The organism is Gracilibacillus alcaliphilus (genome assembly GCF_016909015.1).
Taxonomy (GTDB): Bacteria; Bacillota; Bacilli; order Bacillales; family Amphibacillaceae; genus Gracilibacillus; species Gracilibacillus alcaliphilus.
Map to the genome: position 1 here is coordinate 107,656 of NZ_JAFBFA010000001.1, position 13,930 is coordinate 121,585.

15 protein-coding genes and 1 pseudogene are annotated in these 13,930 nt (G+C 39.5%); 11 read left to right on the top strand and 5 right to left on the bottom strand.

What is annotated here, in order from left to right; genetic code table 11:
- The first annotated feature begins 1 nt into the window (after position 1).
- The 7 genes from buk to lepB all read left to right on the top strand — a co-directional run bounded on the left by buk (position 2) and on the right by lepB (position 7,640).
- Positions 2–1,081, top strand: a complete 1,080-nt coding sequence (gene buk, locus JOD18_RS00585) for a butyrate kinase (protein WP_204666941.1) — start codon at positions 2–4, stop codon at positions 1,079–1,081.
- 14 nt (positions 1,082–1,095) lie between these two features.
- Positions 1,096–2,514, top strand: a complete 1,419-nt coding sequence (lpdA, locus tag JOD18_RS00590; protein ID WP_204666942.1) for a dihydrolipoyl dehydrogenase — start codon at positions 1,096–1,098, stop codon at positions 2,512–2,514.
- Positions 2,507–3,505, top strand: a complete 999-nt coding sequence (locus JOD18_RS00595) for a thiamine pyrophosphate-dependent dehydrogenase E1 component subunit alpha (RefSeq protein WP_204666943.1) — start codon at positions 2,507–2,509, stop codon at positions 3,503–3,505. Before lpdA ends, JOD18_RS00595 begins: the two co-directional genes overlap by 8 nt.
- Before the next feature lie 2 nt (positions 3,506–3,507).
- On the top strand, positions 3,508–4,491 hold the full coding sequence (locus JOD18_RS00600) for a pyruvate dehydrogenase complex E1 component subunit beta (protein ID WP_204666944.1): 984 nt from the start codon (positions 3,508–3,510) through the stop codon (positions 4,489–4,491).
- Between the two features lie 40 nt (positions 4,492–4,531).
- Positions 4,532–5,782: a dihydrolipoamide acetyltransferase family protein gene (locus JOD18_RS00605; protein WP_239587853.1), complete on the top strand. Its 1,251-nt coding sequence runs from the start codon at positions 4,532–4,534 to the stop codon at positions 5,780–5,782.
- Positions 5,783–6,292: 510 nt separating this feature from the next.
- Complete coding sequence (locus JOD18_RS00610) at positions 6,293–6,748, top strand: ATP-binding cassette domain-containing protein (protein WP_204666946.1); 456 nt, start codon at positions 6,293–6,295, stop codon at positions 6,746–6,748.
- Between the two features lie 340 nt (positions 6,749–7,088).
- Positions 7,089–7,640 carry a signal peptidase I gene (lepB, locus tag JOD18_RS00615; RefSeq protein ID WP_204666947.1) on the top strand — a complete coding sequence of 184 codons (552 nt, stop codon included), beginning with the start codon at positions 7,089–7,091 and terminating at the stop codon, positions 7,638–7,640.
- A gap of 147 nt (positions 7,641–7,787) precedes the next feature.
- On the opposite strand, the gene JOD18_RS00620 is transcribed toward lepB, so the two are convergent.
- The 3 genes and pseudogenes from JOD18_RS00620 to JOD18_RS00630 all read right to left on the bottom strand — a co-directional run.
- Complete coding sequence (locus JOD18_RS00620) at positions 7,788–8,108, bottom strand: hypothetical protein (protein ID WP_420827772.1); 321 nt, start codon at positions 8,106–8,108, stop codon at positions 7,788–7,790.
- A gap of 210 nt (positions 8,109–8,318) precedes the next feature.
- The gene (locus JOD18_RS00625) at positions 8,319–8,663 is read right to left on the bottom strand and encodes an NIPSNAP family protein (RefSeq protein WP_204666948.1); all 345 of its coding nucleotides are present in this window, start codon (positions 8,661–8,663) and stop codon (positions 8,319–8,321) included.
- A pseudogene (locus tag JOD18_RS00630) lies at positions 8,626–9,033 on the bottom strand (DeoR/GlpR family DNA-binding transcription regulator); the annotation flags it as partial. The gene JOD18_RS00625 and the pseudogene JOD18_RS00630, both read right to left, overlap by 38 nt.
- 250 nt (positions 9,034–9,283) lie before the next feature.
- Here JOD18_RS00630 and JOD18_RS00635 point away from each other — a divergent pair.
- The 3 genes from JOD18_RS00635 to JOD18_RS00645 all read left to right on the top strand — a co-directional run bounded on the left by JOD18_RS00635 (position 9,284) and on the right by JOD18_RS00645 (position 11,958).
- A complete protein-coding gene (locus tag JOD18_RS00635; RefSeq protein WP_204666949.1) occupies positions 9,284–10,504 on the top strand; it encodes a CNNM domain-containing protein in 1,221 nt (406 codons plus the stop codon).
- 149 nt (positions 10,505–10,653) lie between these two features.
- The gene (locus JOD18_RS00640) at positions 10,654–11,259 is read left to right on the top strand and encodes a transporter (protein ID WP_338029468.1); all 606 of its coding nucleotides are present in this window, start codon (positions 10,654–10,656) and stop codon (positions 11,257–11,259) included.
- 81 nt (positions 11,260–11,340) lie between these two features.
- Positions 11,341–11,958, top strand: coding sequence for a trimeric intracellular cation channel family protein (locus tag JOD18_RS00645; protein ID WP_204666951.1), 618 nt, complete (start codon positions 11,341–11,343; stop codon positions 11,956–11,958).
- Position 11,959: 1 nt separating this feature from the next.
- Here JOD18_RS00645 and JOD18_RS00650 read toward each other — a convergent pair whose 3' ends face one another.
- Positions 11,960–12,628 (bottom strand): YjbE family putative metal transport protein, encoded by a 669-nt coding sequence (locus JOD18_RS00650; RefSeq protein ID WP_204666952.1) that lies wholly within the window; start codon positions 12,626–12,628, stop codon positions 11,960–11,962.
- A 316-nt stretch (positions 12,629–12,944) separates the two neighbouring features.
- Between JOD18_RS00650 and JOD18_RS00655 the strand changes: the two genes are divergently transcribed.
- Positions 12,945–13,376, top strand: a complete 432-nt coding sequence (locus JOD18_RS00655) for a BrxA/BrxB family bacilliredoxin (RefSeq protein ID WP_204666953.1) — start codon at positions 12,945–12,947, stop codon at positions 13,374–13,376.
- Positions 13,377–13,826: 450 nt separating this feature from the next.
- Here JOD18_RS00655 and prli42 read toward each other — a convergent pair whose 3' ends face one another.
- Positions 13,827–13,928 (bottom strand): stressosome-associated protein Prli42, encoded by a 102-nt coding sequence (gene prli42 / locus JOD18_RS00660; RefSeq protein ID WP_204666954.1) that lies wholly within the window; start codon positions 13,926–13,928, stop codon positions 13,827–13,829.
- Between the last annotated feature and the right edge of the window lie 2 nt (positions 13,929–13,930).

A 13,930-nucleotide genomic window follows, 5' to 3' on the forward strand; every position in this document is an offset into this window, starting at 1 on the left:
TATGAAGAAAAAGGATGTGCAGCGGATTTTAGTGATTAATCCCATGGTAGAAACGACTCAAATCGCATTATTTGAACAGGAGGATTGTCTGTTCGAGAAGAATATTCCCTTACCAGAAGCATTGATTCAGAAAGAGTTAGATGATCAACTAGAGGAACGGAAACAACTGATTTTAGAGTCTGTTTACTCATTAGGAATAGATATCGCCAGTATTGCTGCGGTTTGTGGTATCGGGGGATTACTTCGGCCGATTGAGGGCGGGACCTACTTAGTGAATGATAAAATGTTAGATGATCTAAGGACAGCCATTTATGGTGCACATGTGTCTAATCTTGGTGCACTGTTGGCCTCTGCAATTGCTTCTGATTGGAATAAATCTGCCTATATTGTCGATCCAGTTGTAGTAGATGAAATGCTAGCTATCGCTAAGAAGACAGGAATACCCTCTATTGAACGTAAAAGTATCTTTCATGCCTTGAATCAGAAATCGGCCGCACGCTCATTAGCCGAATCCTTGGATCTTCGTTATGAGGAATGTAATTTTGTGGTAGCCCATCTGGGCGGCGGTGTTACAGTCGGGGCACATCGGCAAGGTAAAGTCATCGATGTCAATAATGGCTTTGATGGAGATGGGCCGTTCTCTTTTGAACGAGCAGGCAGTATACCAAACAAAGATTTAGTTCATCTATGCTTTGAACCGAGTGCAACGAAGGAAGGGGTTTTACAGCAGATTATTTATAAGAGTGGTATGAAAGAATACTTGGGTATTGAAAGAAAGAATGATTTATTTTTACTATGGCGTACAGATACCGCCAAGGTAAAAGAAGTATTTGATATATTAGCCTATCAAGTGGCAAAGGAAATTGGCAAGATGAGTACTGTTTTAGCAGGGGATGTCAGGGCAATTGTTTTAACAGGTTATTTGGCTGAGTATGATTATCTATATGAGCAAATTTTGAGACAAGTGAGCTGGATTGCTGATGTTTACTGCTATCCAGGTGAGAATATTATGCTGGCCTTGGCACAAGGAACACTTCGAGTATTAAATGGTATAGAAGATGTGAAGCAATATCAAGAATGAGAGGAATGTAGCGAATGGCAATCAATTATGATCTCGTAATACTAGGCGGCGGCACAGGCGGTTATGTAGCTGCAATTCAAGCAGCACAAGCAGGATTAAAGACGGCTATCGTCGAAAAGGATAAATTAGGCGGTACTTGCCTCCATAAAGGCTGTATACCAACTAAGGCATTATTGAAAAGTGCTGCCGTCTTCCAACAAGTTAAACAAGCAGCAGATTTTGGTGTAGAAACTACCGATCCGACCTTTCATTTAACGGCAGCAATGGAACGCAAAAATCAGATTATTCAATCTTTATATAGCGGGGTTAAACAATTAATTCCCTCCAATAAAATTGATTTATACACAGGCTATGGCAGGATTTTAGGACCATCGATTTTCTCACCGATTGCTGGCTCGATTTCTGTGGAATATGAAGGGGATAAGGAGAATGATATTCTCGTCCCTAAGAATGTGATGATTGCAACTGGTTCTGTACCGAGCTTGCTTCCAAACATGGAGGTAGACCATCAATTTATTACAACATCAGATGATTTAATACAGATGGAACAATTACCGGAGTCGATCATTATTGTCGGCGGCGGAGTAATTGGGTTAGAATGGGCTTCCTTTTTGCATGATGTAGGAGTTCAGGTATCGATTATCGAAGCACAAGAACAGATATTACCAGGATTTGATCAAGATGTTGTCAAACATATGAAACAAGTCCTAAAGAAAAAAGGGATTCAAGTGGTGGAACAAGCCCTCCTGCAAGAAGCGAAAATAACTGACCAAGTAACGGTTACCTACCAGCATCAAAATAGTCAAAAACAAATGACGGCAGATAAGGTGCTCATTGCTATTGGCAGAAAAGCGAACACGTATAAAATAGGTATTGAAAATTCAGATATTGAATTAGATGACAAAGGTTTTGTTCGAGTAAATCAACACTATCAGACCAAAGAAGCGCATATCTATGCAATCGGTGATGTGATCGGCGGAAAACAGCTGGCTCATGTTGCAACCTATGAGGCAAGGCAGGCTATTGCTCATATCACAGGAAGTGCGACAAGTAAGCTGACAGAAAATGAAATCCCTGCTTGTATCTACAGTAATCCAGAAATTGCTGTTATAGGCCTTACGGAAGCGGAGGCGAAGGCACAAAGGATAGACTATGCCGTGACAAAGGTTTCTGGCCTGGCAATCGGCAAGGCGCATGTGAATGGTGATGTCCACGGATTTACGAAATTAATCAAAGACCGTAAAACAAATGATCTTTTAGGTATTCATATGGTAGGCGATCAAGTGACCGAGCTAATTGGACAGGCCAGTTTAGCAAAATATTTTGACAGTTCTGTCCAAGAGTTATCTGAGGTAATCTATCCGCATCCATCTTTAAATGAAATTATTGGAGAAGCAGCTCTAGCAGCTGAGGGGAGGAAATTACATGGTTAATCAAACAAAACAAGCAGAATTAAGTAAGGATACACTGGTGGCGATGTATCAAGAGATGCTCTTGGCAAGAAGAATTGATGAACGTATGTGGCTGTTAAATCGTGCCGGCAGTATTCCGTTCGTTGTCTCTTGTCAAGGACAGGAAGTAGCACAAATTGCAGCCTCTTACGCCTTAAATAAAGATGAAGATTTTGTTTTACCTTATTATCGTGATTTAGGTGTTGTCCTTCATTTCGGAATGACAGTGAAAGAAGTCTTCTTACAGGCATATGGGAAAGCAGAAGACCCTAATTCTGGCGGACGGCAAATGCCTAGCCACTATGGACAGAAGAAGAATCGCATTGTAACCGGCTCTTCACCTGTTACAACCCAAGTACCACATGCAGCAGGGTTTGCCCTGGCGTCTAAAATGGAAAAGCGCAACGTTGTTTCCTTTGTGACGTTAGGTGAAGGCTCCTCCAATCAAGGAGATTTCCACGAAGGCTTGAACTTTGCAGCGGTGCATAAATTGCCGATGATTGTGATGGTAGAGAATAATAAATACGCGATTAGTGTGCCGCTGAGTCGACAAGTAGCTTGTGAGAACATCTCTGATCGGGCTATTGGCTATGGGATACCTGGTGTAACTGTGGATGGTAACGATGCATTAGAAATCTATCGTGTAGTGAAAGAAGCTCATGAGCGGGCACTAAATGGGGAAGGACCAACTTTAATTGAAACGATTTCCTACCGTCTTACACCACATTCCAGTGATGATGATGATATGACCTACCGTACAAAAGATGAGGTAGCCGATCATCGAACACTGGACGGTATTGCCCAATTCCGTGATATGTTAATCGAACAAGGTTATTTAACGGAAGCAGAAGATCAAGAAATAGAAGAGAAGATCAAACAAGAAATAAATGAAGCAACCGACTATGCAGAAAATGCACCATATGCCGGTGTGTCAACATTGACAGATCATGTCTATGGACAAGGAGGGGAATAATAGTGGCTGTCTTAACATATATACAGGCCGTCAATCAGGCTTTAAGAGAAGAATTAGAACGAGATGAGAAGGTATTTATCTTAGGTGAGGATGTCGGACAACGCGGTGGTGTATTCTTAGCTACGGATGGTCTTTATGAACAGTTTGGCGAAGAGCGAGTGTTGGATACACCATTAGCAGAATCAGCTATTGCCGGAGTAGGTATTGGTGCAGCCATGTATGGGATGAAGCCAGTAGCCGAAATGCAGTTTGCCGATTTTATTATGCCTGCCATTAACCAGATTATTTCAGAAGCAGCTCGCATTCGTTATCGTTCAAATAATGACTGGAACTGTCCGATTACAATTAGAGCTCCGTATGGTGCGGGAGTACATGGTGGACTTTATCATTCCCAATCGATTGAAGCAATCTTTGCTAATCAACCTGGATTAAAAATTGTGATGCCTTCTAGTCCATATGATGCAAAAGGCTTGCTCAAATCAGCTATTCGTGATGAGGACCCTGTTCTGTTTTTGGAACATAAGCGTGCGTATCGATTGTTGAAGGAAGAAGTGCCAGAAGAAGATTACACCCTGCCAATCGGCAAGGCGGAAACCAAGCGTAGCGGGGAAGATGTAACGGTTATTACGTATGGTTTGTGTGTTCATTTTGCTAAACAAGCGGCAGAGAAGCTAGAACAGGAAGGCATCAGTACCGAAATATTGGATTTGCGGACAGTTTACCCGCTGGATCAACAAGCCATTATCGAGGCGGCCTCTAAGACAGGCAAAGTGTTGTTAGTAACGGAAGATAATAAGGAAGGCAGTATACTTGGAGAAGTAGCCGCCATTATTAGTGAGCATTGTTTATATGATTTGGATGCACCAGTCAAGCGTTTAGCAGGTCCTGATACACCGGCAACTCCTTTTGCTGCACCTTTGGAAAAGGCCTTTCTGGTGAATGCCGATAAAATCGAACAAGCCATTAGAGAATTAGCAGAATTTTAAAGAAGAAGGAGTGAGAAACGTGGCAGTCCAACGAATAAAAATGCCTCAATTAGGTGAAAGTGTGACAGAGGGTACTATAAGCACATGGCTTGTAAAGGCTGGTGATAAGGTAGAGAAATATGATCCGATCGCAGAGGTGATGACAGATAAGGTCAATGCCGAAGTGCCTTCCTCTTTTTCTGGTACGATTACGGAATTAGTGGCAGTAGAGGGAGAAACGATTGAGGTCGGACAATTGATGTGTTACATAGAAGTGGAAGGATTGGCAGCGGAACCTGCTGTAGAACAACAAGCCGCTTCTGAGACTAATGTAACAGCTCCAGAGGGAGCGGCCGATATGAAGAAACGCTATTCCCCAGTCGTTATGCGCTTAGCTCAAGAACATCAGGTTGATTTAAACAAAGTAAACGGTACAGGAAAAGGCGGAAGAATTACACGGAAAGATATCGAGGCTTATATTGCCAAAGGCCAATCAGAAGCAAAGCCAGTTAGTGAGCCAGTGTCTGCAAGTGAAACTTCCCATTCAGAACCGGCTGAAGCGGAAGAGTTCACCCCGCCTATTATTAGAAGACGACAAGTGAAAGTCAATCCAGGTGATCGTGAAATTCCAGTTACAGGACTTCGGAAAACCATTGCCCAGAATATGGTTCGTTCTAAAACGGAAATCCCGCATGCATGGATGATGATCGAGGTCGATGTGACTAACCTTGTAGCTTATCGGAATGCAGAAAAAGACAGTTTCAGGGAGAACGAAGGTTATAATTTATCTTATTTTGCTTTCTTTTTGAATGCAGTAGCCAAAGCCTTGAAGAAATTTCCAGAACTGAACAGCTGTTGGGCTGGAGATAAGATTATTCAGCGCAATGATATTAACTTGTCGATTGCGGTAGCTCATGAACATGAGTTATATGTCCCAGTTATCAAGAATGTGGATGAAAAGAGTATCAAAGGAATTGCCAAAGAAATTGCTCAATTATCGAAAAAGGCAAGAACTAATTCCTTAACACAAGAGGATATGGAAGGTGGCACGTTTACGGTTAATAACACAGGTTCCTTTGGTTCGGTAGAATCCATGGGGGTTATTAACTATCCGCAAGCAGCTATCCTGCAAGTAGAATCTATTGTTAAGCGCCCGGTCATTATCGATGATATGTTTGCCGCACGTGATATGGTCAATCTCTGTCTTTCATTAGACCACCGCGTCTTGGATGGTGTGATCTGTGGTGCATTTATGTCTCATGTGAAGGCGATCCTGGAGAATATTTCTAGCGATACAACGCCGATTTATTAGAAGGAAAGGCAGATACAACCCCAAATTATTAGCAAAAATAAGACATATATAGATGGAGCGGGGCCAGTGCTTGCCCGCTCCATTAGTTTATGTATACATAAATGGATGAGAAGGAGACATTAAAATTGTCCCAACTTTTATTATAAGTATACTTTTATGCAGAAACGGCATTTGTATTTTCTTATATCTGTATAAGATGGGATTGTAAACCGATATGGGATTTATTAAAATCTTAACGAGAATTATATACATGTTAACATGACTTTTCATTGGAGTTTAGTTATAATTTTTAGATAGGTATTAACATTAGGGGATAAGTTGTTTAGCTTAAAAAGTATCGTCAACTAGCTAACTAAACAATATAAAGCATCAGTAAACATATCAGGGGGATCAGATGGCAAAACTATTGGAGCTTTATAATATTACTAAGAGATTTTCGAATAAAACAATTTATTCAAAATGTTTCATTAACAATACATTCTAAGGAAATAATGGCCATTTTAGGTGGAAATGGAACCGGGGTTGGAACGGCCGGACAGCGGTAAGGTTCGATATAGCTGTAAAAAGTTAAGAGTAGGTTATATACCGGATCGTTTTCCAAAAGATATTCGCTTTACACCTATGGAATACTTAAGCGTGGGGAAAATAAATGGAATGGCTTCCTCCTGCCTATATCGGCGACTTCCTGCACTTTTAGCCCGTTTTCAATTAGACAAATACAGTAATCAACGCATCCATAAACTATCTAAAGGAAATATTCAGAAAGTAGCTATTATTCAAGCTGTGCTACAGCAACCAGAGTTGTTAATCATGGATGAACCGGTATCTGGTTTAGATTTTTCCGCACAACAAGAATTGTTGCTTCTCATCAAGGAATTAAAGGAACAAGGGACAGCGTTTTTGCTTTTGTATATCCGATCGTTTTTGACATGTTTTCAGAGCCTGTTTCTTTTTCGATTGGCTTGATATCGTTTATCCATCATATATTGTTATTTACGCTAGGTGTATGTGTTGGTAGTCTATTCAAGAAGGTAATCTGGCTTAGCCCTGTAAATACTTATGGAGGGTTTGCTCTTACTATTGTCTTATCCATAGCAGCTATCGGTATACATGATATACTGCCTTGCAACCAGTTACATGGCTGATTTCACCTGCTGTTTATCCTCAAGAAGTATTAATGGTTTGGAATGGATCCACCTTGATCGATTTAGCTTGGTTTCCTTTTATCTGGGTGATGATATATAGTATAATGATATTAGCCCTGTTCCTGAAGTTGGCAAAAAAAATAAGGAGGAGAGGGACACAGATGAACAAGACAGAAACTAAATCAGAGGTTTATACTTGGATTAAATCGGTATTGTTAGCCTTGTTAATTGTTGTTCTCGTTCGGAGTTTCTTATTATCATCATCTGTTGTGATGGGGGAATCCATGTCACCAACGTTTGAACATAATGATCGATTGGTTATTAGTAAAATATCAGATATTGAACGTTTTGATATGGTAGTATTCCACGCACCTGATGCCGATGATTATTATGTCAAAAGAGTTATCGGTCTGCCAGGTGATACGATTGAAATAGATGAGGAAGTGCTCTATGTGAATGGAGAAGCAATCCAAGAACCGTATATAGCTGAATCGGAGGAAGAGGAAGATTCTCCTATCACAAGGAAGACAGATTTTACCTTAGAAGAGATGACTGGCCAATCCAGTGTTCCAGATCAAAATCTGTTTGTATTAGGGGATAATCGCATGAACAGTAAAGACAGCCGGTTCTTTGGCTTTATCCATGAGGATGATGTGATTGGGAAAGTGAAATTCCGATACTTTCCTTTTACAGGTATTGGCATACCTAGATAAAGAGAGATTTCCAGTAACAGGGAATGAACAACACTCCTGTTGCTGGCAATCTCATTTGTTTTATATGGGTTGTCGTGCTATCAAAAAACGAAATGGAAGAGACCGTGTTGCTACAATGTGCTTAAAAATCCCATATATGGAATTTATTTAATCGTGCATAACATCATTTGTCTTGCCGTAACCTTCATAAGCCAAATATCCGCCAAGAAAACCAATTCCTGCCCCTAAACTAATGGTTACTGCTAGAGAGAACGGAGAGAACATACCAAACACAGTACCCATTGCACAACCACACAGCATGCCAAGCGGAATTAAACTATCTAATAAAGCCTGAGTGTTTTTGGACTTTTTCTTACCAAGTGTGCCTTCCTTATATTTCTGTTCCATTCTTTTGATTACAAATACGACAATAGCCCCCACGATGAGAACAGGCAATATAATAGGTAGTATTTCCAATAATGTATCCACGTTAAAATCACCCTTCGTTTTTGTTATGACTTTACCGAATAGACAAGTTTACTAATTATCTATAGGGAACAACGACCAACTAATGTAGATCTTTCTTTAGTGTAACATAAGTATTTCACCTTTTTAACACTTCCTTTTTTAGAATACGTAGTTGGCATAATAGCAGTGGTTAATTTAAAAGGAGTGCTTTTAGATCGGCTCCTTTTTTTCTTATTCTTGTTCTAATGTAGACTCTATAGCTTCATTTTTTACTTCTATTATGTATTCTTTGAAGATATATTCTCTTCCACCATGTTGCGCATACCACTCTTTTATTCGTTTCATATGAGCTTTATCTTTTTGGATAGCGGTTTCAATGTTTAGGTAATCTTCATAACTGTCATATTCCCATATGGCAAATATTTCTGTCGTATTATCTTTGTTCACTTTCATCCAACGACCAACTAAACGTGAGCCGTGTTTTAGCTGATTAGGTAAATTGGTATGAAGAAAATGTGTATTAAGTGTTTCTGCAAACTCACTTTTCACTAGATAATATTTTCTCCGGTAGAACATTATCTCTCCTCCTTTTAGCCACAATTACCTTTGTTCCTTGTGCTGTGATCGTTTTGATTTGTTGCTTCGATGTCTCTTCATCGGTAATGATTAAGTCAAGCTCTTTATTGGGGTATTTTCCTGCAAACATATCCATCCCAATTTTCGTATGTTCTATTAAAGCTATTTTTTGGATTGAATTATTATAGATAGTTTTATGAAAAATCGAAACCTCTGGATTCGCTGTACTTAATCCTTTAGCTGACAAGCCGCCTGCAGTGGCAAAGCAGAGACCGAGTGTGAATGGTTGGGCGAATTCATTAGCTAAAGCATCTGTAATATTCCCAGAACGCTTAACCTCTCCTCCTATAAAATATGTCTTTATATGATCTAAATTTCTTAATTAGTACGCTATTTCTACAGAATTAGTAACTACAGTAAATGGAAGTTTTGTTGGTATATATTGGAGCAAAACATAAATAAAATGAAAAAGATGAGGTATATCATCAGTATGATTTTCCTTATCATGGTATTTAGCTAGGGTAAAATAAGTATCTTCACCATCTAATAATAGCATATAATGCTCTTCATACGTTATAATATAATTAAAATGCTATATGTCATAGGGGAGGAATTTACTCGTGATCCTGGCGATCATATTTTTATTATTTGTTTCTTTTTTCTTTTCAGGAAGTGAGACAGCATTAACAGCGGCAAATAAAATGAAATTACAAACAAAAGCAAAGGCTGGAGATAAGAAAGCAAATAAAATGTTGGAACTGCTTTCTAAACCTAGTGAGTTTATCACAGCAATCCTAATAGGAAATAATATATCAAACATACTGCTTCCTACATTAGTCACCATGATGGCTGTGGAATATGGTTTTAACGTAGGACTTGCTTCGGCTATATTGACTGTCACCATTATTATATGTTCGGAAGTGATTCCAAAGTCCATTGCTGCTAGTTTTCCAAACAGGATTGCGTCTCTTGTTTATCCTATCATTCGTCTGGTGGTTACCATTTTAAAGCCAATAACGTTTTTACTAAATGGGATGACAGAGTTTATCACCAAAAAACTTTCTAACGGAGAGGTGCAAACAGAGGCTGTGTCTAAAGAGGAATTGCGCGCAATTGTTGACATTGCTGACTCTGAAGGTGCATTTCACAAAGATGAAAGCTCTCGGATACGCGGTGCATTTGATTTTTATAACCTTGATGTAAAAGACGTATTAAAAACACCAAGAGTTGAAATGGTTGCGTTAGAGAATACTGCTACATATGAGGAAGTAAAAGAGGCTGTTTTAGCTAATTCTTATACGAGATATCCGATTTATGGGGAAGACATGGATGACATTATCGCGATCTTTCACTCTAAATATTTAATTGCGTGGAGTGATGACAAGAGCCGATCGTTATCTGACTTTAGTGACACAGAGCCATTGTATGTATATGAATTTAATCAAATCGAAGAAGTATTTCGTAAAATGATGCAAGAAAAGAAACATATGGCGGTAGTGCTGGATGAGTATGGCGGGACTGAAGGGATCGTGACGCATGAAGATATTATCGAGACGATGATTGGCCTCGAAATTGAAGATGAGACGGATGCAGAAGAAAATGCATTAGTCGAGAAACATACAGACACCGAGATTATTTGTGATGGAAAGATAACACTTCATCATTTAAATAATGTATTTGGCACAGAAATTCCCGAGGATGAAGATGTACTTGCAGCCTATTTACTAACTCAATTTTCAGGCTTTCCACAAGCAGGTGACAGTATAGAACGAGAGAACTTAACCTTTCATATTCTTGAAGTGAAAGAAAGGTATATTAGTCGTGTACATATCATCAAGTAAATCAAACAGTGGAAAAATTCCTTCCAAATCACGATGAATATGTGGTAAAATCAAAATAATCCGAACTATTATATCCAAACGGAAAGGATAGTTCGTTTTTTTGTTTTTCAAAGGGAATTAGAAATTATGGTGATGAGATGAAGGATAAGGTGAAATATACATATGATATAGTGATGATAAGTTTAGTCATCCTTACCATATTAACACTCTGGGTGGACCATGCAGTAAACACGACAGTGAATCTTGTCGTTTGGCTGATCTTCCTCGTCGATTATGTGGCAAGAATTATTGTGGCACCGAATAGGTGGCAGTTTATTCAGAAGAATCCTTTCTTACTGCTGGCGGTTATTCCGCTGGATCAATTTTTTCAGGTAGCAAGGATTGTACGCATCATCTACCTGTTTAGAATCAAGACAATTACAAAATACTATGTAACGCCTTATCTCAAGCGCTTATCTTATACAAAAATGATTTTACTAGCCTCTATTATACCTATCTTCGTCCTGATCAATAGCTGTGTCATTTGGCTAATGAATAACAGCTTGACTACTTGGTGGGAGGCATTGGTCGTCACCGTAAAGCACTTATTTGTATTTGCCAATAGTCTACAAACGGTCAATCATTTCCCAACGATTTTCTTATTAACTGTTACATCCATTCTAGGTGTTCTAATCCAAGGTCTTGTCCTGCAATGGCTCTTTGACCGGCTTGGTGCACTTTGGCAAAAAAGAAGCTCGGAAAATCCGTCTTCATAACATGGGGTTTCTACTAATAGGGAGTTTATGAACCGTTACACCTGGATTATCTTAACACGTGATAAAAAGTGAGGGGTCAGCATGTTTTTAATTGAAGCGTTTGTGTATATTGGTACGATTGCTTTTGCCATTTCAGGCTCATTGTTGGCTATCAAAAAAGACTTGGATATGTTTGGTGTTCTTTTATTAGGATTGACCACTGCTTTAGCAGGCGGTGTTATTCGTGATTTAATGATTGGAAATATTCCGCCTACTAATTTAGTGGATCCACAATACTTTTTGGTCAGTTTATTAGCCAGTTTAGCTACTATTCTTTTCCATGAGAAATTCGACCGTTTTGAACATGGCATTGCTTTTTTCGATGCCATTGGTTTAGGTGTATTTACGGCAGTAGGTGCTAATGCAGCCCTTAGTTTAGACTATTCGCAACCCTTCTTAATCGTTGCAATGGGTCTTGTGACAGGTATTGGCGGTGGTGTGCTGAGGGACGTGTTCGTTCGTGAAATTCCGTTAGTTTTTCGCAAAGAAATTTATGGGCTTGCCTCGATTGCCGGTTCGGTTGCATTGATTGTTACGTATAGCCTCCTGTCACCGGTCATTAGTCTCTACATTTGTTTAGTTGTTACCTTAACGATTCGTATCCTTGCACTAAAATGGAAATGGAATGTGCCTATTGTGCATAAAAAACCGAACGTGTAAACTATGTGTTGATCTCTTTATTAGTTGCATAGCCGGAAGCAACCACACCAATGGTTAAAATAAGACTTAACAGAATGGTTATAAACCCTGTCTGCAATTGGAGCAGGTCATGGACAAATGGTTCATGCATCATCATATCGACACCTGTATATACCAATATGGCGGCACCGATATAGATTAAAAGAGGAAAACGACGTAACAACAGCATAATAAACTTTGCACCAAAGATCATCAGTGGAATACTGACAAGAACACCAAAGGTTAATAATCCAATATGCCCTTTGGAGGCTCCGGCAATAGCCACCACGTTGTCTAGGCTCATGACAACATCTGCTAAGATAATGGTAGAGACGGCACCAATAACCGAAGAAGAAGAGGTAATCGTCTGCGTTTCTTCTTCTTTCTTGGTAAGCTTGTACCCAATCCAGATGAGCAGCAACCCACCTATTAGATAAATGAACGGATAAGTAAGTAAAAACACCACACCGCTGGCAAACAATATTCGTAAAATGATCGCACCAGCTACGCCAATTAGAATGGCTTTATTTTGGTGCTGTTTCGGTAAATTTTTGGTTGCCATGGCAATAATTAAGGCATTATCACCGGATAGCACAATATCAATCGCTATGACATGTAATAAACTAATCCAATCAAATGTCAGCCAATCCACAATATACCTCCTTATCAAATGAGACTTTCATCAGCAGGGACTGTTGCTATCCCTATTGAAGTATAGTCAGATATACCACAGTATGAATCACTCCTCTCAAGTTTCAAGCAGATCAAAGAAGTGAGCTGGGCGACCTTTAGTCCCCCGATTGTTCTATCTTATGCTTGTTTCATTGTAGTATATGCCTAACTTGTACATCATAGGACAGAAACCTGTCATGTTAATGTGAACTCTATATTTGGGAGCAGATAATTGAAAAATTCCGTAATCACTGTTACTATTTTTATATAATTATTGATGAGAGGAATGTGGAATCATGGATTTTAATTTATTTATGGGTGATATTTCAGAATCAGCGAGAAACGAAATTAGGGAGGCAGGGTTCACTGAACTGAAAACTCCTGACGAAGTGAAGGAATCATTAGAACAAGAGGGTACAACACTTGTTATGGTTAACTCAACATGTGGATGTGCCGGCGGGGTAGCAAGACCGGCAGCAGCGAGTGCGATTCATTATGATAAACGCCCGGATCAACTGGTAACAGTGTTTGCCGGTCAGGATCGTGAAGCAACGGAAACAGCTCGTCAATATTTTGAAGGTTTCGCTCCTTCCTCACCATCTTTTGCCTTGTTAAAGGACGGTAAAATAATCGATATGGTAGAGCGTCATGAAATTGAAGGCCACAGTCCTGTATCTGTAGTTCAGCGGCTTCAGCAATTATTTGAAGAGCATTGTGAGGAATTGTAAAAAGGATTACCAGTAGAAAGAATTGTATCTTTTGGATTCTTCTGCAATCATGAACAAAAGCGCAGAGCGACCTGAACGGAAGCAGGAGATAAAGGAAACACGGTGACGTTAGAATTGATGTTGCCTTTCACCTAAGGGCACGACGAACAAGAGGTTTCTAGTATCGGCGTTGGTCACAGGACGTGCCTGCTTTTAGCGGATGAAAGGGCGACTAAACCTCTGACTTCGTCAATCGCCAAGTCTTCTTTATCATACGGAGCTGAAGAAAATTCGCTAGTTGCATGGAGCTGGAGGTGGCTATCCTTCGACAAATAGGTATCCACCAGCAATAATTCTATAATTAGCCAATAAAAAAGGTTCCGACTACTCTAAGGATTGCTTTCTTCTTTTGTTAAGAGAAGCTTCTCCTCGTTGAGGTTACGGAACCTTTTTCTCATATTATGGCTGCTGTTAAATAAACAGAGCTAGTCCAGCTGTTAATGTGGATAAAACCATTGCTATAATCATAATATATATTACAACTTTTACTCGTTTTTCACGTCTAGATGCCATGA